Genomic DNA, 19,041 nt, shown 5'->3' with positions numbered 1-19,041 from the left:
CGCTAGGTTCCGGGGACCTCTGCGGCCTGGCCGCGGGGGTCCCCGTAGAGGTTCTGGGCCAGGCGCACCACGGCACACAGCGCGGGGTTGGGGTCCGCCGCGCGCCACATGAGCTGCACGTCCAGGGGGCGCTGCGGCTGGGCGAGGGGCCGGAACACCACGCCGTCCGAGGCGACGTTGTCCCGCACGGTGTCGAGGCTCAGGGCGCAGCCGATCTGGGCGGCCACGAGCACCACCAGGGTCCACGAGTCCGGCGCCACCTGGGCCACGCGTGGCACGAAGCCCGCTGCTGTGGCGAGGGAGGTCAGCCGGTTCTGCAGTGCGGCCCCCGGACCCGAGGGCAGGATCACCCAGGACTCCTCGGCCAGCTGTGACATCTCCACCCGGGGCGCGTCCGCCAGCGGGTGGTTGCTGGGCAGCACCACCATGACCTCCTCGTGGCCCAGCACGGACGAGCGCAGCTCCGAGGGGATGAAGTCCCACCGCCCGATGGCCACGTCCAGGGAGCCGCCCAGCACCTTCTGCATGGCGGTGTGGGAGAACTGCGAGCCGTGCAGCTCCAGGTGTACCCCGGGGCGGTGGGTGCGCACGTGGCGGGCCAGCTCCCCCACCTGCCGGTTGATGGACGCTCCCGCGAACCCGAGGCGCACGCGCCCGGTCTCTCCGGTCATGGACTTGGCCACCGCGGTGCGGGCCTGTTCCGAGGCCGCTACCAGCTCGCGCGCGGGCTCCAGGAGGGCCGCCCCGGCCGGGGTGAGCGAGACCTGCCGAGTGCTGCGCTCGAACAGCTGAGCACCCAGGGACTTCTCGATGCTCTTGATGAGCCGGCTCAGGGGTGGTTGCGCGATCCGCAGGTTGGCGGCGGCGCGCCCGAAGTGCAGTTCCTCGGCAACCGCCAGGAACGCCTTGGCTTCGTGGACTTCCATGGGCGGAGCCTACGCGATTGTTGCCACACGCGCATCAGTCCATCGCTCTTCTTGTATTGGACAGAACCTAATGACGGTGATTGTGTGGGATGAAACACATTCCCCGTCCCAGTGGAGCGTTCATGTCCCTCACCCAGGATCCTGCGACCTCCGGGCCGCTCAGCGGAGTGGTCGTCGCGGACTTCTCCCGCGTGCTCGCGGGGCCTTACTGCACCATGCTGCTCGCGGACATGGGCGCCACCGTGGTCAAGGTGGAGAGCCCCACCGGGGACGACACCCGCGGGTACAAGCCGCCTAGCCGGGACGGGGTGGGCACCTACTACCTCTCCGTGAACCGCAACAAGCACTCCATCGTGCTGGACCTGCGCGATCCGGCGGACCTGGAGACCGCCTACGAGATCATCGACGCCGCGGACGTGTTCATAGAGAACTTCAAGCCCGGCGGGCTGGCCCGCTACGGGTTGGATCCCGAAGCCGTGGCCGAGCGGTGGCCCGGGCTCATCCACACGAGCATCACCGGATTCGGCACGGACCGCGGCGCACACCTGCCGGGCTACGACCTGCTGGTCCAGGGCGTCTCGGGCTTCATGTCCGTGACCGGCTCCGCGGACGGCCCACCCCAGCGGGCGGGCGTGGCGATGTTCGACGTCCTCACCGGGCTGCACGCCGCAGTGGCCATCCTGGGCGCCCTGCACGAGCGGGACGTCTCCGGCAGGGGCCAACACATCCACCTGGATCTGCTCTCCTGCGCGCTGTCCTCCCTGGTCAACCAGACCACGGGCTACGCGGCGTGCGGCAACGACCCCCAGCGCATGGGCAACGACCACCCCAGTCTGTTCCCGTACGGACCGTTCCCCACCGCGGACAAGGACCTCATCATCACGGTGGGCAACAACCCCCAGTTCCGGCGTTTCGTCACGGTGCTGGGCCTGCCCGAGCTCGCGGAGGACCCGCGCTTCGACACCGTGGAGAACCGCAACCAACACCGTGAGGAGCTGCGCCCGCTGCTCAACAAGGCGCTGTCCTCGGACACCGCCGAGGTGTGGGCGTCCCGGTTGCAGGCGGAGGGCCTGCCGTGCGCCCCCATCCTCACCATCCCCGAGGGCGTGGAGTACGCGGCCTCCCTGGGCCTGGACCCCGTGGTGCAGGTGGGCGAGGGCGACGAGGCCGTGCCCCTGATCAAGAACCCCGTGACCTTCAGTCGCACCCCGGTGCGCTACGACAAGGCCCCGCCCGCCCTCGGTGCGGACGGCACCGATGTCATGGCCTGGCTGCGTTCCCGTCGCGCCGCCCACGACGACGCCCCCGCACCGGACCGCGCGGCCGTCGGTGCAGTGCCCGCCGCCGCGCACGACGGCGCCGCCGGTTCCCCGGGCGCGGCCCCGAACCGCGCGTAGCCCCTCCCCACACCAGAATCTCGCGCCGCAGCGAGGCGGAGCCCCGCCTCCCGGCCACCGAAAGGACCCGTGATGAGCGAACTGCTCGAGAACCCCGACTTCTTCCTGCTGGACCAGGAACTCTCCGCCGAGGAGATCGCCCTGCGCGACCGCGTGCGCGCCTACGGTCAGGAGCACGTGCTGCCCGCGATCAACGCGTTCTGGGAGCGCGGCGAGCACCCCCTCCCCGCGTTCAAGGGCCTCGCCGACCTGGGGGTCGTGGGAACGTTCATCGAGGGCTACGGCTGCCCCGGACTCTCCCGCCAGGCCGCCGGGCTGGTGGCCCGTGAGATGGGCCGGATCGACGGCTCCGTGAACACGTTCTTCGGCGTGCACTCCAACCTGTGCATGGGCAGCATCTACATGCTGGGCAATGAGGAGCAGCGCCAGCGGTGGCTGCCCACCATGGCGAAGATCGAGACGACCGGTGCGTTCGCGCTCACCGAGCCCACCCACGGCTCGGACTCGGTGTCCCTGGAGACCTCCGCGCGCCGGGACGGGGACCACTGGGTGCTCAACGGGCACAAGCGGTGGATCGGCAACGGCCACGCCGCGGACGTGATCGTGCTCTATGCCCGGGACGAGGCGGACGGACAGGTCAAATGCTTCGTGGTGGAGAAACAGGAGGACGGCGAGTACCCGCAGGGCTACCTCCCCACCGTGATCGACGGCAAGATCGGCAAGCGCGCCATCAACCAGGCGGACATCGTGATCGAGGACCTGCGGATCCCCGAGGAGAACCGGCTGGAGAACTGCCACAGCTTCAAGGACGTCAACAAGGTGCTCAAGGCCACCCGCGGCGGTGCCTCGTGGGAGGCCGTGGGGCACGGCATGGCGGCGTTCGAGATCGCCGCGAACTACGCCCTGGAGCGCGAACAGTTCGGGATGCCGATCGCCAGCTACCAGCTGGTGCAGGAGCGGCTGGCCACCATGCTCTCGGACCTGACCTCCATGCAGCTGCTGTGCACCCGCATGGCGCAGTTGCAGGAGCGCGACCAACTCACGGACGCCATGGCCTCCATGGTCAAGATGACCACTTCCCGCAAAGCCCTGGCCATGTGCCGCACCGCCCGGGACATGCTGGGCGGCAACGGGCTGTTGCTGGAGTACCACATCGGCCGTCACCTCACCGACATGGAAGTGGTCTCCACGTACGAGGGCACCGACTCGATGCAGGCGCTCATCGTGGGCCGGGAGATCACCCGGATCTCGTCCTTCACGCGCACGCGCAGCTGACGGGTCCGGGCTGGTGGGTACGCCGTAAGGGTTCGTGAGTTCTGTTCCGGGCCTCGCCGCGAGAAGATGATGGGCATGGTCAACCGCGTAGGTAGTCAGTCCTTTGCGACGAGCAGTACCGCTTCGACCTCATTCGTGGGACGTCGCAGGGAACTGAAGGAAGCGCGGGCCACGGTGTCCCGCTCGCGGTTGACGACCCTCACGGGTCCCGGAGGCGTGGGCAAAACCCGCCTGGGGATGGAAGTCGGTCAGCGCTTGCAGGCCCATTTTCGCGACGGTGCGTGGATGGTGGATCTGGGATCCCTCAACCCCGGTGCCCCCATCAGCCCGATAGTCGCCTCCGCCCTGGCCATTCAAGACCAGTCGAATCGCGGGGCGCTGGAACGAGTGACGGACTACCTGCAGGACAAGGAGTTGTTGCTGTTCCTCGACAACTGTGAACACGTGCTGTCCGGGGCCGGGGAGTTGGTGGACCGTGTCCTGGCCACGGCCCCGGGGGTGAGGATCCTCACCACCAGCCGTGAGCCCCTGAGCATGGCCGGCGAGGCGATCTATCCCGTGCCTCCCTTGGCGACACCCTCCGTGGAGGACGACCATGCGGTTCAGGACCTTGAACGCTTCGAATCGATTGCCTTGTTCGTGGACCGTGCACGGAACGTGGTGGGTGACTTCGCGATCACTCCCGAGAACCAGAGGGCCGTGATCGAGTTGTGCACGCGCCTCGACGGCATGCCACTGGCCATCGAATTCGCCGTTGCGCGGTTGCAGAGCATGTCCGTGACCCAGTTGCTCGATCGCCTGGACCAGCGCTTCCGATTGTTGAGCCGCGGGTCTCGCACTGCTCAGCCCCGGCACCGGACACTCCAAGCGTTGATCGACTGGAGTTACGAGCTCTGCACCCCGGAGGAGCAGGTGCTGTGGCAACGGCTGTCAGTCTTCCCCAGCAGTTTCGATCTGGAAGCCGCCGAGGAGATCTGCAGTTTCGATGGTCTCGTCCCGGATCTCGTTCTGGACTTGTTGGATCGCCTCGTGGCCAAGTCCATCCTGCTCACCGAACGCAACGGGGAGGCAGTGCGCTACCGCCAGCTCATGACCGTGCGTGAATACGGCGCCGACCGGCTGAACGACGGCGCGGCCACTGAGCTGCGCCGTCGTCACCGGGATTGCTTTCTTCGCCGGGCGGAAACCATGGTCGAACAGTGGTCTACTCCGCGCCAGGGGGAGTTCATCCTGCGCGCTCGCACGGAACGCCCCAATTCCATGGCGGCATTGCAGTGGTCCGTAGCCACCCCCGGTGAGATCAACGCTGCTGCACGCCTGGCGGTGGCGTTGCGTCACCACTGGGTGTCGGACGGTTACCTCAGCGAAGGACGTTTCTGGCTCGATCGTGTCCTGGGCGAGTACGACGACGCCCCGGAACGACACGAACGAGGATCCGCGTTGTGGGTGGTCGCCTGGGTCAGCCTGATGCACTGGCGCCCCGGATCGAGAGGTCCGAGGCGCCAGTGTCAGCCGGTCAGCGCGTGAAGAAACGCTGGTGCGGCTGGGACTCAGACGGTGATCATTGCCGCGGAGCGCACCGAAGGAAATACGCCTGAGAGGAACTCCTCGATCTCCGCCGTGTCCCCCAGCGGGAAGATGCCGGCCACGTACTGTTCGGGGCGGACCACTACCACCGCACCGTCCGCGCTAATACCGCGCTCTTCGAAGATGTCGTGTCCCTCCAATGTGCCAAACACCTTCTCCATGTCCGTCAGTCGGAACGTGCCGGTTTTGGGCTTGAACGCCTCCGGCACGTCCGAGACATCGAATTCGGTGTGCCGCTGGCGGTGGATCAACTTGGTGTCGAACAGATCGGGCGACAGCGATCCTTCAGCCCAGTGGGCCCAATCCTGGAGGGTCTGGGAAACTCCCGGAGCTGCGTCGTCAGCGAAAACGTAGACACGCCACCGACCGTCCGCGAAGTGATCGTGCCCGATGTGCATGGGCACCAGATCGCACACACGGCCCGCCATGGCGGACTTGAAACGCCTACCGAGCGGGTATCCCTCAGCGAGTTCCTGGTGCTTGGTGTCCGCCGTGATCATCGATGGCTCGTACTTGGTGAGGTAGCCCGCGTTGAACTCGGCGTTCTTCGTGTAGAAATCCTCCAGTTCGTTGGGGTTCTCGAACTGGTCACTCGGCTGCGCCATGAGGGTGGACCATGCCTTGTCGAACTCGATCAGACGATGGGCGATGTCCTTGCGCTCCTCCGCGTAGGTGCGCAGCAGTTCCACGGGGCTGTTTCCGGAGAGCACGTGGCCCAGTTTCCACCCCAGGTTAAACCCGTCCTGCATGGACACGTTCATACCCTGCCCCGCCTTGGCCGAGTGCGTGTGGCACGCATCCCCGGTGATGAACACGCGGGGGTCCTGGCTGGAGGTCTTCTCCGAGGCGCGGTCATCGAAATGGTCGGAAACGCGGTGACCCACCTCGTAGATCGAGTGCCACACCACGTTCTTCACATCCAGCTTGTACGGGCTCATGATCTGCTGCGCAGTGGCGATCACGTCCTCGAGTGGAGTCTCACGCACGGAGCGATCACCCTCCGCCACTTCACCCAGATCCACGTAGAGCCGGAAGAGGAACCCGCCCTCGCGCGGGATGAGCAGGATGGTGCGACCGGTCGAGGACTTGATGGTGCACTTCTTGCGAACGTCCGGGAAGTTGGTGTCCGCGTAGATGTCCATCACGCCCCACGCATGGTTGGCCTGCTTGCCATGCAGTCGATACCCCAGGGACTTGCGCACATTGCTCCGAGCGCCGTCCGCCCCCACCACATACTTGGTACGCACCTGAAGCTCTTGGCCCTCGTCGGGTCCGGCCGTGCGGCGCAGGGTCACCGTGATCGGGTATTCGCGGTTCTCTTCCTCGGGGGCGACTTCCATGTCCACGAATTCGTAGCCGTAATCCGGTTCCATCCGAGTGGGCGCGTTCTTCATGAACCGATTGAAATGATCGATGATGCGCACCTGGGTGATCAGCATCATGGGCCATTCGCTGAATTCTTCCGGCAATTCGCGGGTGCTCATCTCGCGGATGATACGTTCCGGGTCCTGGGGATCAGGCTTCCAGAACGCCATGTCCGTGATGGTGTGCGCTTCCTCGTAGATCTCGTGGGCGAAGCCGAACGCCTGGAACGTCTCCATGGTCCGGGAGTGCACGCCATCCGCATTGGCCAACGGCAATCGGTGTCCCCGGCGTTCGATCAACCTGGTGTTGACCTCCGGGAACCGGGACAGCTGTGCTGCGGTGATCGACCCGGCGGGACCGCACCCCACGATCAGCACGTCCATGGTGTCGGGCAACTCGGCGGGACGATCCACCCCCGAGCCCTGAGCGGGCATAGTCATGGGATCACCGGTTTGATAGCCATCTACATGAAACTGCATGATATCTCCTTGGAGGAATGGAATGACATTCTGTGTTTTGTCTCACACGATATGGATCTCACTCGGTAACTCACAAGCAGTTCAGCCGCTACAGACAACATCCGCCTCAAAAACTGGATCGGTTAGCATAAAATTGGCGTTGTCGTAAGGGTAGGACTACGCAATTCGACCATTCGGACGAAATCCATATTGATTAGTTACCGAACGCTTTTGATATCTGGCAGATCTCGCCTTCGGAACTCGCCCCAATGAGCACGCTAGGTCCGGATGTCGCCCCAGAACTCGTTCGCTCACTGAGGACCACCCTGGTGGCGCTCCCGGCCCGGGCGGCCCACCCCGGAACTCACAGCACCGTCCGGGCGGAACGTGTCACCATGGGGACGGGCCCGCCACACCCGGGTGGGCCCACCTGTCCTTCTATCGGTGAGGTAAGTCTTCCGTGTCCCACGCCCCCTCCCCCCGCGGCCCCGAGGCCTCCTACCCGCAGTTCGCCGGCCCACCGGCCGGGACCTCCGCCCGCTCGGTGACCACCCGGACCGTGGTCGGTGCCTTCCTGGCGCTCGCGGTGCTGTGGAGTCTGGTCATGCTCATCGCGTACGGCAGTCTGCACACGGTCACGGGTCAGGCACTCGACGAGGTCGCCCTGGCCCAGGCCAAGGCCGACCGCAATGTCTACTTCCCCGGCGCGGCCCTCGTCCTCGCGCAGTACGTCCCGGAGCTCGGGGCGGTGGCCGCCGGTGTCCTCGCGCTCGTGTGGGCCGTGCGCTACCGCCGTTGGACGGCCGCCGTATGTGCCGCGGGGGCGGCGTTCGCTGCGAACGTGACCACCCAGTTCCTCAAGCACGGGGTGCTCGACAAACCCGATTGGGGGATCCAGCAGATCGCGTCCAACTCGTTCCCGTCCGGTCACACGACCGCGGCGGCCTCCGCGCTCATGGCCGTGCTGCTCGTGGCGCCTCCCCACCTGCGGGCCAGGGCGGGGCGCTGGGGAGCCCTGATAGCGGCGGTCACTGGCATGCTCACCATCCTCAACGGTTGGCACCGTCCCACGGACGCCGCGGCCGCGCTGCTCATCGTGGGCGGGTGGGGCGTCGTGGCAACCCTCGTGGCACGCGCCGTCGACGCCGCTCTCTCCCGTACCGACGCCCGCCCCGGAGCGGCATCGCTCCAGTTCTACCGGCAGTTCCGGAAGAACCGTTCGCGTAGACGCCAGGACATCGAATGGAGCGAGGACCGGGGCGAGAGTGCCTTTCTTCCGCCGGCCCACGAGCGCGCCGAGCGGCAGTTCGCGGAACAGCAGCGTGGTGAGCAGGAGCGGGCGGCATCGTACCCGCAGGCTCAGCAGGGGTACCCGCACGCGCAGTACGGGCACCAGCAGCCCCGGCCGACGTGGTCGCAGCCCGCTCCCTACGGAGCGCCCGTGTACCGCCCGCAATTCCCCGCGCGACCCCGGCTGGGCACCGCGATCACCCTGACCGTGGTGGCCGCGGCATTGCTCGCGGCAGCAATCTGGTGGCCCTCCCCGACCGTGGCGGGCACGCTCGCCGGGCGGGTCACGCTCACGGCGGGGTACGTGGGCATCGCGGCGGCCGCGGCCCTGGGGTGGTCGCTCGTGGCGCGGCGAGTGCGCGACACGACCCGGTGACGGCGACCCGGTGACAACGAACGCAACTGCTATCGGACGTCCGGGAGTGACGACCGGCTAGATCGCCGCCAATCGGTCCAGGAAAACCCTGGCCACGCCGGCCTGGTACGGCAAGCGGTACATCGAGGCGGTGGACGGGCCCTCACCGGAGAGGCCCACGTCCCGCGCGCGCCGGATGGCCAGCTCCATGGTGTCCGCCTGCTGGGACACGAAGTTGCCGGTCACGGGCGAGCCGTGGCCCGGCACGAACACCCGGTAGCGTTCCAGAGTCGCGAGCGCGCGCAAGGACTCCACCCAGCGCTGGGGGTAGGCGTCCTCGAAGTTGGGGTCCGCCCCCTCCTCCACGAGATCACCGCAGAAGACGACGTCGTCCACGCCCACGCACACGTCGTTGTCCGTATGACCGGGGCCCAGGAAGAACAGGGTGACGGGGCGTTCCCCCAGGTCGATCCGGGTCAGGGAAGGCCTGCGACCGTCCCCCGGAAGAGTGTTGGTGGGCATAACGAGCTGGGTGTCCATGCCCTGGCCCTCACCCATCTCGGGTTCCTGCGTGCTCACGAAACTGCGCTGGTATTCGCCGACCTCCGCCATCGCGGCCGCGCACGCCTTGTGCGCCCAGAACTCGGTGGCCCCGGCGCGCGTGAACACCGCGTTACCCATGTAGTGGTCGTAGTGCGCGTGCGTGTTCACCACGGTGAGCGGTAGCTCCGTGAGCTCACGCACCGCGGTCAGGATCTCCCGGCCCTGGCGAGGCCCCGCACCCGTGTCGATCACCAGGGCGCGCTGAGTGCCCAGCACCAGACCGGAGTTCAACCTCCAGTTCTCGGTGCCGATCACATAGACGCCGGGGCGCAACTCCTGGGTGCGTGCCATGGGGCTCACTCTATCGGCAACCCCGCACCCTCTACGTATCGCCGCAAGCCACCGGGCATGGGGCACGACGCCGCTCCGGCCGCCCCGCGCGACGGGAACCCACGGCGGGGCGGTGCTACTGTGTGCCGCGTGTTTTCGACCAACCCCGACACCCCCGTGACCCCGGCGGGCCGCTTCGCGCCGTCGCCGTCGGGGGACCTGCACCTGGGAAACCTGCGCACGGCCCTGGCCGCGTGGGGATTCGCGCGGGCCACGGGGCGCCGCTTCCTGTTGCGCGTGGAGGACCTGGACCGGGTCAAGAAAGGGGCAGCACAGCGCAACGTGGCGGATCTGCGGGCGATCGGCCTCGACTGGGACGGCCCCGTGGACTACCAGTCCGAACGCATTCCCCGATTCCTGGACCGCGTACAGGACCTCACCGAGGCGGGCCTCACGTACGAGTGCTTCTGCACGCGCAAGGAGATCCACGCGGCGGCCTCCGCTCCCCACGGCATCCCGGGCGCGTACCCCGGCACGTGCCGGAACCTGAGTGCGACCGAGCGCGCGCGACGTCGTACCCAGCGACCCCCCGCCATCCGGCTGAGGGCGCAGACGCGGGAGTTCACGGTGCACGACCACTTCGTGGGCGAGTACACGGGAGCCGTGGACGACATGGTGCTCGTGCGCAACGACGGGACGCCGGCGTACAACCTGGCCGTGGTCGTGGACGACGCCGAACAGGGTGTGGACCAGGTGGTGCGCGGGGACGACTTGTTGCCGTCCGCTCCGCGACAGGCGTATCTCGCGGGGCTGCTGGGGCACCGGGTGCCCGAGTACGCCCACGTGCCGCTGGTGCTCGGTCCCGCCGGGGCGCGGCTCGCCAAGCGGGACGGCGCCGTCACGCTCGGGGAGCTCGAGGACATCGGGTACACGGCGCAGGACGTGCTCGCGTGGCTCGCCGGCTCTCTGGGGATCATCCACCCCGTGCGCACCACCGCGGACGTGCTGGACTCCTGGGACCCGAGCTCATGGCGGCGCGAACCCGCGACCTTCACACCGTGGCCGGTGACGCGTCCGTAGGGCCTCCGGAGCGGTAGGGTTGTGAACCGTCTCACACGGCTCACATGGGATCTGCGTCACCTCCCCTATACAGTGGACGCAGTCCAACGACCCCGTACCGGAAGGCACGAGTATGTCCGATCAGGCGTACCAACTCCTGGCGATCCTGGCGTATTTCATCGCCATGATCTGCATTGGCCTGTGGGCCAACAGCAAGACCAAGAACCTCGACGACTACATGCTGGGCGGGCGCAACCTCAAGCCCGGCGTGGCTGCGCTGTCGGCCGGCGCGTCGGACATGTCCGGATGGCTGCTGATGGGTCTGCCCGGTGCCGTGTATCTCTCGGGTCTCGTGGAGGCGTGGCTCGCGATCGGGCTGACCATCGGTGCGTGGATCAACTGGAAGATCGTGGCTCCCCGGTTGCGGGCCTACACCGAGGTCTCCCACAACTCGATCACCATCCCGTCCTTCCTGGACAACCGGCTCAAGGGCAACACCCGGATCCTGCGCGTGATCTCCGGTGTGATCATCCTGGTGTTCTTCACGTTCTATGTCTCCTCCGGCATGGTGGCCGGGGGTGTGTTCTTCCAGTCCTCGTTCGGCACCAGCTACCTCACGGGCATGCTCCTGGTGGCCGGGGTGACCGTGCTCTACACATTCTTCGGAGGCTTCCTGGGGGCGTCCTACACGGACCTGTTCCAGGGTCTGCTGATGCTGGGCGCGCTGCTGCTCGTGCCGATCGTGGGCATCTTCCTGGTGGGCGGGCCCGGTGAGATGGCCACCCGGATCGAGAACGTGAACCCCGACGCGCTGTCCCTGTTCGCGGGCGGCACTGCGGTGGGCATCATTTCCTCGCTCGCGTGGGGCCTGGGCTACTTCGGCCAGCCCCACATCATCGTGCGCTTCATGGCGCTGCGCACCCCCGCGGACGCCAAGTCCGGGCGCCGGATCGGCATCGGCTGGATGATCCTCACGGTGCTGGGTGCCATCGGCACCGCCCTGGTGGGCATGGCCTACTACGGCAACCGCCCGGGCCAGGAGCCCACGGACCCGGAGGCCATCTTCCTGGACATGTCCCAGGTGCTCTTCCACCCGCTGATCGCGGGCCTCGTGCTCGCCGCCGTCCTGGCGGCCGTGATGTCCACGATCTCCTCGCAGCTGATCGTCTCCTCCTCCGCGCTGGTGGAGGACCTCTACAACCTGGCCGCCAAGCGCACCCCGTCCCCCAGGGCGCAGGTGTGGCTGGGCCGCGGTGGCGTGCTGCTCGTGGCCCTCGTGGCGGCCGCTCTCGCGTGGGAGCAGAACTCCACCATCCTGGACCTCGTGGGCTTCGCGTGGGCCGGCTTCGGTGCCGCCTTCGGCCCCGTGGTGCTCATGAGCCTGTTCTGGCGCAAGCTCACCAACGCGGGCGCCATCAGCGCCATGGTCGTGGGTGCCGCGACCGTGTTCCTGTGGCAGTACACCCCGTGGAGCGACCTCTACGAGATCATCCCGGGCTTCATCCTGGGCGGTCTGGTGGGCATCATCGTCTCGCTGGCCACTCACCGGGAGAACCCCGAGATCCAGCGCGAGTTCGACGAGACCCTCCGCCTGGTCCACCACCCCGAGCAAGCCGATCCCGCCGCCGCGGCCAAGGCGGCCGCCGGTGGCACCACCCCCGGGACCGTCTGAGTTCCACGGCCTGCGCCGCGGCGCAGACGGACGACGCCCTCGCACCGCACGGTGCGAGGGCGTCGTTCATTCCTGCGAAACCCGTTCCGCCGGGGCGCGCGGGCTCAGAAGCCGAGGTCGTGCAGCGAGGACCGCATGGTCCCCGCTGACGCGCGCAGCTGCTGCTTCTCGGGCTCGCCCATGGGAATGCGCAGCTGCTGGCCCACACCGGCGCCCCCCACCACGGACGGCACGGACAGGGCCACACCGCTCACGCCGTAGTAGTCCTCCAGCACGGTGGACACGGACAGCACCGACTGCTGGTCCTTGAGCACGGCCTCCGCGATACGCACCCCGGCCAGGCCGATCGCGTAGTTGGTGGCGCCCTTGCCCTCGATCACGCGGTAGGCGGCGTTGACCACCTGGTCCTTGAGCTCGTCCAGGCGCTCGGTGGTGAAGGGCCGGCGCCCGTCCACCTCCCACTCGCCGAGCGGTACCTGACCGATGCTCGCGGAGGACCACACGGGGAACTCGCTGTCCCCGTGCTCACCGATGATGTAGGCGTGCACGCTGCTGGTGTTCACCTGCGCCTCGCTGCCGATCAACCAGCGCAGCCGGGAGGTGTCCAGCACGGTTCCGGAGCTCATGATCCGCTGGTGGGGAAGCCCGGTGATCTGCTGGGCCACCACGGTGAGCACGTCGCACGGGTTGGTCACCAGCACGAAGACTGCCTGCGGCGCCTGCTCCACCAGTTGCGGCATGAGCGACTTGAGGATCGCGGTGTTCGCACCGGCCAAATCCAGGCGGGTCTGCCCGGGGCGCTGCTTGGCGCCGGCGGTCACGAAGACGATGTCCGCGTCCTTGAGCACGGCGACGTCGTCCGAGCCCTCCACCCGGATGCCCGGGGCGAACATCTGGCCGTGGGAGAGGTCCAGTGCCTCGGCCTCCACCTTGGCGGTCTGCAGGTCGTAGAGGGCGATGTCCGTGGACGTGCCCCGGATCATCGCGGCGTAGGCCAGGGATGTCCCCACGGATCCCGCCCCCACGATCCCGATCTTGGTGCGGCGCACGGTAGTTTCGTTTGACGGGCTCACGGCTCATTCTCCATTCGACGCGCTCGGTCCGACCGAGCCCGCGGGGGACCCGCGAACCCGGATCAGCTGACGGGGACGGCGACGCCGTTCGGTGGCGTCCCGCGCGGTGGGCACCGCGCGGTCCCCACCCCATTTTCGGCCGCGACGGCGATGCCTGGCAATGAGCAGCCCACGTCGGGGCGGGGGTGTCCCGCGCCGTCGTGGGCTGCGCTCTTCGAGTGTGCTTCAACGCGGAGGCCACGGCCGACTTTCCAGACACTCCCAAGCCACGGCCACGTTTGAAGGCGCTCCCGGGTCCGGGCCACACGCCCTGCCCAGGTCAGCAGTGGTAGGTGTCGGTGGGGGCCTCGAAGTGCATGTCGTAGCCCTCCGGCAAGCGCATCCCGAATGCCGACGCCAGCCCCAACACCTTGCGGGCCCGGGCCAGTCGGGGCAGGTCGGAACCGTTGCGGATCTGACCGCCCTCGGCCTCGAACTCCCCCAGGAACTCGGTGGCCCAGGACAGCTCGCTCAGGGACGGGGACAGGCCCTCGTTGACCGTGGCGGTCTGCTCGGGCATGAGGCACAGCTTGCCGGTCATGCCGAACTCGTCCGTGACGCCGGTGGCCTCGGCGAGCTTGGCACCCAGCGCGCCCACCGCCGGGCCGTCGATGGGACCCGGGAGGTTCGCGGCGCGGGAGGCGATGGTGAACTGCGAGCGCGTGTACGCCAGCGCCATCGGGTTCTCGCCGAAGCCCGTATCACGGCGGTAATCGCCGATCCCGAACGCCAAGCGATACGTGGAGCGCGCGGTGGCGATGTCCTGCAGGTTCTGCACCCCGCGGGCGGTCTCCACCAGGGCCACGATGCGGGTGCCGCGCAGTATCTCTGCGGTGCGGGTCACGTGCTCGGGGGACTCGGTCATGGCCAGCATCACGCCGTCCAGGCCGGGGACGTCCCTCAGCGCCAGGAGGTCGTCCTCCCACCAGGCGGTGCCGAAGCCGTTGACGCGCACCCACGCGCGGTTGACCTGACCCTCCTGGTTGCGGGAGCCGAGCCACGCGATCACGTTCTCGCGGGCCTGGGCCTTGTCCGCGGGTGCCACGGAGTCCTCGACGTCCAGCACCACGGCGTCCGCGGCACTCTGCGCGGCCTGGTCGAAACGGGACGTGTGGGAGCCGTTGACAAGCAGCCACGAACGGGCCAGCTCCGGGCCCACGGCGGGGGTCTCGGTGGGATCGATGGTCATGGTGGTTTCCGCAGTGGTGGTGGTCATGAGAGTCACTTCGCGATCTGTGTCTGAGAACGGACACGCCCCCTCTGACCTCGGTGTCCGGGCACGTGCGGGCGGTGAGCCGCGGCTGCGCGGGTGCTCTCCGGCCCTCCCGTGCGGCGTGACGGGTGAGGTGGGGTAGCGCGGGCAAGCCGATCACACGGACCGGCCTGGACGATGAGGGGCCGGTGCGGGTCGTCTGCCAGTCGTGCTGCCCGGTGCTTCCGCGCCGTGAGGTGAACGGTCGGACCCAGGGCGCACGTGGTGATGCACTCCGGGGTGGGGCGAAACTTCACCGTAACGCAGCTCACAGCGGATCTCAAACGGGGTGTCCACGGCCGTCCCGTCCGCACCGCACCACCTCCGTGGTCAGGCTTCAGCAGCCTCCACCCACCTGCACCGCCCCGGCCCGGCCCGGCGCAACCGTCCAGACCCCACCGCCCGGGCCGCGCTCGCACACCGGGCCCGCGCTGTCCGCCCGCGCACGGGCCCCCGCTCAGCCGTCCCGCCGCAGCGCGCGGGAGGTCTTGGCTGTGGCCACCGCGTTCCACGGGTCCTCGGGCCAGGGGTGTTTGGGGTAGCGGCCACGCATCTCCGCGCGCACCTGGGCGTAGGGCCCCGACCAGAAGGACGCGAGGTCCTCCGTGATGGCCAGCGTGGCCCGCCCCGGGGAGAGCAGGTGGAACTGCACGGGCACACGCCCGGCCACGACGCGCGGCGTCTGCGCCCACCCGAAGCACTCCTGCAGTTTCACCGCGACCACCGCCGGACGGGCGGGTTCGTCCTCCGAGAAGACCGCCGGGTAGTCGATCCGGGCGGTGTTCCCGCTGGGAACCGTGAGCCGCTGGGGGACCAGCTCGTCCAAGCGCGCCGCCTCCGGCCAGGGCAGCAGCCTGCGCAGCGCATCGACCACGCGGATCGACCGCAGCGACCCGCCACGCGCCACGTCCCGCAGTTCGGGGGCGAGCCATTCGGTCACGCGCTCGACCAGGGCGGCGTCGTCGACCGCGGGCCACGGCTCCCCCAGGTGACGACGCAGCAGCGCGAGCCGGGCGCGCAGGCCGCGGGCGGCGTCGTCCCACGGCAGCAGGTCCAGGCCCTCGGCGGCGAGCGCGGCGCGGATGGCGGGCACGGCGGTGTCCGGATCCGCGCGGACGGGCGTGGCGGAGAGCTCGATCGCGCCCACCGCACGCACCTCGCGGGTGCTCACGCGACCGTTCGAGAAGCTCGCGCGCGTCTCAGTGCGGGCAAGCGGACCGGCGGCGAGCTGCGCGTGCGCCAGGTCCAGGGGTGCCGCCGCACGGATCACCGCGCCGGTGCCCGCGGCAACCCTGCCCGCGGCGCGCGTCAGTTCGGCGACGGCCAACCACTCGTGGTGACGCAGCGGGCTCCCGGCCTCCAGCCCCGCGCGTGTTCCGGAGGCGAGCAGCCATTGGTCCCCGTGGGCGTCCATCCGCCGGGCAATCCACTCGGGCCGCGCCAGGGCCACGACGACACCCTCCCGGACGTCGTCGGGCACGTCCGATTCCGGCCCGCGGGGCGGCGCTTCCGTGTTCTCCTCGGCCCCCTCCGCCGCACCGTCGCCCGCCAGCGCGGGGTGCGCCGCCATCCGCTCCAACCGCTGCGCCTCGCGGCGCCACCGAGCGGACTCGTCACCGCGGGAGGAGCGCAGCCCGCGCACCAGCGCGGGGACGTCCGCGGCGGGCACGCGGACGCCGTCGGAGACGGCGGCGATGACCTCCGCCGCCGTTCTAGCACCCACGAGGTCCGCTCCGTCCAACAGGGCGCGACCCCAGCGGGGTTTCACCGGCAGGGAGACCAGCAGGCGTCCGAGGCCGGTGGCGCGGCCGTCCTCGGCTACCGCGCCGAGGCGCGTCAGCTCGGCTTCGGCGTCCGCGCGGGCACGGGGCGGCAGCGGGTCCGGCAGGGCCATCCCCTCACCTCCCGGTGAGCCCCACACGGCGAGCGCGAGGCACGCGGCGGTGAGGTCCGCCGTGCGCACCTCGGGAACGGAGTGGGCGGGCATGGCGCCCCAGGCGGCGTCGTCGTAGCAGCGCACCACCGTGCCCGGGCCCTGGCGAGCGGCGCGGCCGGCGCGCTGCTCGGCCGACGCCTTGGACGCCGAGACCGTGACGAGCCCGGAGATCCCGCGCCCGGCGTCCCGGCGGGGCTGGCGGGCCAGACCAGAGTCCATCACGAGGCGCACGCCGTTGACGGTGAGCGAGGACTCTGCGAGGGACGTGGTGACCACGATGCGCGGGCGCTCCCCCGGCGCGCGGCCCGCGACGGCGCGGTCCTGCTCGCGCGGGCTGAGCTGACCGTGCAATTCCAGGACCTCGGCGTCGGTGAGGGCGCGCAGCTCGGCCGCCACATGGGAGACCTCCCGGGCGCCGGGGAGAAACACGAGGGCGTCCACGGTCGGGTCGGTGGCCACGGCGCGGGCATGAGCCGCCGCGGCGGTGCGGGCCACATGAGCCAGGAACGCGGGGGTGACACCCCGTTCGTCGAGGCGCTGCGGGCCCGGCGCCCACTCCACTGTGAGCGGATGCAGCGCGGACGGGCAGTCCACCACCGGAGCGGGCGCGTCCCCTCCCAGCAGGGCCGCAAACCGTTTCGCCTCCACCGTGGCGGACATGGCCACGAGCACGAGGTCCTCCCGCAGCTGCCGCAGCTCCGCGAGCATCCCCACGAGCAGGTCCGACTCCACGCCCCGCTCATGCACCTCGTCCAGCACCACGGCCGCGGTCCCGGCCAGTTCCGGGTTCTGCAGCAGTCGGCGCAGCAGGATGCCGGGGGTCACGAACTCCACCCGAGTGGCCTTCGACGTCCTGCGCTCGCCCCGCACGCTCCAGCCGACGACGCCGCCCGGCTCCGTCACCGTGAGCGCGGCCAGCCGGCGCGCGGCGGCCCGAGCGGCCACCCGGCGGGGCTGGACGACGACGACGCGGCCGGTGACGGGATCAGCATCCGCACCGGACGCCCCTACGAGGTTTTCCCGGACCGCGTTGGACACCATCGGCGGCACGAGAGTGGTTTTGCCCGTCCCGGGCGGGGCCTGCACCACGGCCGCGCCCCCGCGCAGCGCCTCCTGCAGAGCCGGCACGGACTCTGCGAACGGCAGGCCCCGGCCGATCCGGCGGACGTCGAACGGGGCGGCACTCATGGGTTCCAGTATGGCCGAGCCCTCGGACGCGGTTGTTAAGGTGGGCAGCCCCCGACGGAGAGGTGGGCATGGACTCGACCGCGAAACGTGGCCGCGCACTGGGCGTCGGCGCGATCGTCGCCGGTGTCATCCTGTTGGTGGTGACAGCGGTGACGGGAATGCTCACCTTCACGTTCCTCACCTCGACGTTCGTGGCCGTGGTCGTCGGAGCGGGCGCGGTCGCGGTGGCGGGCCGCTCGAACGGCCACGACCGAGCAGCGTCGGCGGGCACAGCGACGTCAACGGACCCGACGCCGAGTGGGACGGCGCCCCGGCCACCTGCCTAGAGTGGTACCCATGACCAAAGCGCAGCTTCCCGAGCAGGTATCCGAGATCTTCGACCCGCAGCAGTGGCGTCCGGTGCAGGGCTTCGAGGACCTGCAGGACATCACCTACCACCGCGGGGTGGAACGGGACGGGGACGTGGTCAGGGATCTGCCGTGGGTGCGGATCGCGTTCGACCGGCCCGAGGTGCGCAACGCATTCCGTCCCGGGACCGTGGACGAGCTGTACCGCAGCCTGGATCACGCCCGGATGTCCTCGGACGTTGGCGCCGTGATCCTCACGGGCAACGGCCCCTCCGCCAAGGACGGCGGGTGGGCGTTCTGCTCGGGCGGCGATCAGCGCATCCGCGGCCGGGACGGCTACCACTACGCCGAGGGTGAGACCGCGGACTCCATCGACCCGGCCCGCGCCGGACGCCTGCATATCCTGGAGGTCCAGCGCCTGATCCGCACGATGCCCAAAGTCGTGATCGCCGCGGTCTCCGGTTGGGCCGCTGGCGGCGGCCACTCGCTGCACGTGGTGTGCGACCTCACCATCGCGTCGAGCGAGCACGGCAAGTTCAAGCAGACGGACGCGACCGTGGGTTCGTTCGACGCCGGCTACGGTTCCGCCTTGCTGGCCCGCCAGGTGGGCCAGAAGTTCGCACGAGAGATCTTCTTCCTCGCGGATGAATATTCCGCCGAGGACATGCACCGGATGGGCGCGGTCAACCGGGTGGTCCCGCACGCGGACCTCGAGACGACGAGCGTCGAGTGGGCCCGCAAGATCACCGCCCAGTCCCCGCAGGCCGTGCGGATGCTCAAGTACGCGTTCAATCTCCCGGACGACGGCATGGTGGGCCAGCAGGTCTTCGCGGGCGAGGCCACCCGCATGGGCTACATGACCGACGAGGCCGTCGAGGGCCGGGACGCCTTCCTCCAGAAGCGCGACCCCGACTGGTCCGCGTTCCCCTACTACTTCTGAACATCACGG

Annotated in this window: 14 protein-coding genes; 8 read left to right on the top strand and 6 right to left on the bottom strand. The window is 69.3% G+C overall.

The genetic code is table 11. From position 1 onward, the window contains the following. Positions 1 to 2 precede the first annotated feature (2 nt). On the bottom strand, positions 3 to 926 hold the full coding sequence (locus RF637_RS01175; RefSeq protein ID WP_064846670.1) for a LysR family transcriptional regulator: 924 nt from the start codon (positions 924 to 926) through the stop codon (positions 3 to 5). A gap of 122 nt (positions 927 to 1,048) precedes the next feature. On the opposite strand from RF637_RS01175, the gene RF637_RS01170 reads away from it, so the two are divergent. The 3 genes from RF637_RS01170 to RF637_RS01160 all read left to right on the top strand — a co-directional run bounded on the left by RF637_RS01170 (position 1,049) and on the right by RF637_RS01160 (position 5,125). Next, positions 1,049 to 2,323 carry a CaiB/BaiF CoA transferase family protein gene (locus RF637_RS01170; RefSeq protein ID WP_368843942.1) on the top strand — a complete coding sequence of 425 codons (1,275 nt, stop codon included), beginning with the start codon at positions 1,049 to 1,051 and terminating at the stop codon, positions 2,321 to 2,323. A gap of 72 nt (positions 2,324 to 2,395) precedes the next feature. Further along, positions 2,396 to 3,598, top strand: a complete 1,203-nt coding sequence (locus tag RF637_RS01165) for an acyl-CoA dehydrogenase family protein (protein WP_085106248.1) — start codon at positions 2,396 to 2,398, stop codon at positions 3,596 to 3,598. 135 nt (positions 3,599 to 3,733) lie between these two features. After that, a complete protein-coding gene (locus RF637_RS01160) occupies positions 3,734 to 5,125 on the top strand; it encodes a hypothetical protein (RefSeq protein WP_368843941.1) in 1,392 nt (463 codons plus the stop codon). Between the two features lie 23 nt (positions 5,126 to 5,148). Here the strand turns inward: RF637_RS01160 and RF637_RS01155 are convergent, their stop codons facing one another. Next, positions 5,149 to 7,029 (bottom strand): FAD-dependent monooxygenase, encoded by a 1,881-nt coding sequence (locus RF637_RS01155; RefSeq protein ID WP_368843940.1) that lies wholly within the window; start codon positions 7,027 to 7,029, stop codon positions 5,149 to 5,151. 439 nt (positions 7,030 to 7,468) lie between these two features. Here RF637_RS01155 and RF637_RS01150 point away from each other — a divergent pair, with 439 nt between their 5' ends. After that, positions 7,469 to 8,674 (top strand): phosphatase PAP2 family protein, encoded by a 1,206-nt coding sequence (locus RF637_RS01150; RefSeq protein WP_368843939.1) that lies wholly within the window; start codon positions 7,469 to 7,471, stop codon positions 8,672 to 8,674. A gap of 57 nt (positions 8,675 to 8,731) precedes the next feature. Here RF637_RS01150 and RF637_RS01145 read toward each other — a convergent pair whose 3' ends face one another. After that, on the bottom strand, positions 8,732 to 9,547 hold the full coding sequence (locus RF637_RS01145) for an MBL fold metallo-hydrolase (protein ID WP_035965106.1): 816 nt from the start codon (positions 9,545 to 9,547) through the stop codon (positions 8,732 to 8,734). Between the two features lie 129 nt (positions 9,548 to 9,676). On the opposite strand from RF637_RS01145, the gene gluQRS reads away from it, so the two are divergent. Together gluQRS and putP are read left to right on the top strand one after the other, a co-directional pair. Further along, positions 9,677 to 10,606, top strand: coding sequence for a tRNA glutamyl-Q(34) synthetase GluQRS (gene gluQRS, locus RF637_RS01140; protein ID WP_368843938.1), 930 nt, complete (start codon positions 9,677 to 9,679; stop codon positions 10,604 to 10,606). A 112-nt stretch (positions 10,607 to 10,718) separates the two neighbouring features. Continuing rightward, positions 10,719 to 12,257, top strand: a complete 1,539-nt coding sequence (putP, locus tag RF637_RS01135) for a sodium/proline symporter PutP (RefSeq protein ID WP_368843937.1) — start codon at positions 10,719 to 10,721, stop codon at positions 12,255 to 12,257. A 104-nt stretch (positions 12,258 to 12,361) separates the two neighbouring features. Here the strand turns inward: putP and RF637_RS01130 are convergent, their stop codons facing one another. From RF637_RS01130 to hrpB, 3 genes are all read right to left on the bottom strand, one after another. Continuing rightward, a complete protein-coding gene (locus RF637_RS01130) occupies positions 12,362 to 13,330 on the bottom strand; it encodes an L-lactate dehydrogenase (protein ID WP_368843936.1) in 969 nt (322 codons plus the stop codon). A gap of 319 nt (positions 13,331 to 13,649) precedes the next feature. After that, positions 13,650 to 14,585, bottom strand: coding sequence for a CoA ester lyase (locus RF637_RS01125; protein WP_064846664.1), 936 nt, complete (start codon positions 14,583 to 14,585; stop codon positions 13,650 to 13,652). Positions 14,586 to 15,078: 493 nt separating this feature from the next. After that, a complete protein-coding gene (gene hrpB / locus RF637_RS01120) occupies positions 15,079 to 17,745 on the bottom strand; it encodes an ATP-dependent helicase HrpB (RefSeq protein WP_368843935.1) in 2,667 nt (888 codons plus the stop codon). 68 nt (positions 17,746 to 17,813) lie between these two features. Here hrpB and RF637_RS01115 point away from each other — a divergent pair, with 68 nt between their 5' ends. Further along, positions 17,814 to 18,071 (top strand): hypothetical protein, encoded by a 258-nt coding sequence (locus RF637_RS01115; protein WP_368843934.1) that lies wholly within the window; start codon positions 17,814 to 17,816, stop codon positions 18,069 to 18,071. A 10-nt stretch (positions 18,072 to 18,081) separates the two neighbouring features. Next, a complete protein-coding gene (locus RF637_RS01110) occupies positions 18,082 to 19,032 on the top strand; it encodes a 1,4-dihydroxy-2-naphthoyl-CoA synthase (RefSeq protein ID WP_368843933.1) in 951 nt (316 codons plus the stop codon). Positions 19,033 to 19,041: the final 9 nt, after the last annotated feature.

The organism is Kocuria sp. CPCC 204721 (assembly GCF_040980945.1).
In the GTDB taxonomy this organism is placed as follows: domain Bacteria; phylum Actinomycetota; class Actinomycetes; order Actinomycetales; family Micrococcaceae; genus Kocuria; species Kocuria marina.
The sequence above is the reverse complement of the archived record's forward strand: the minus strand, read 5'-3'. Positions and strand labels throughout refer to the sequence as shown.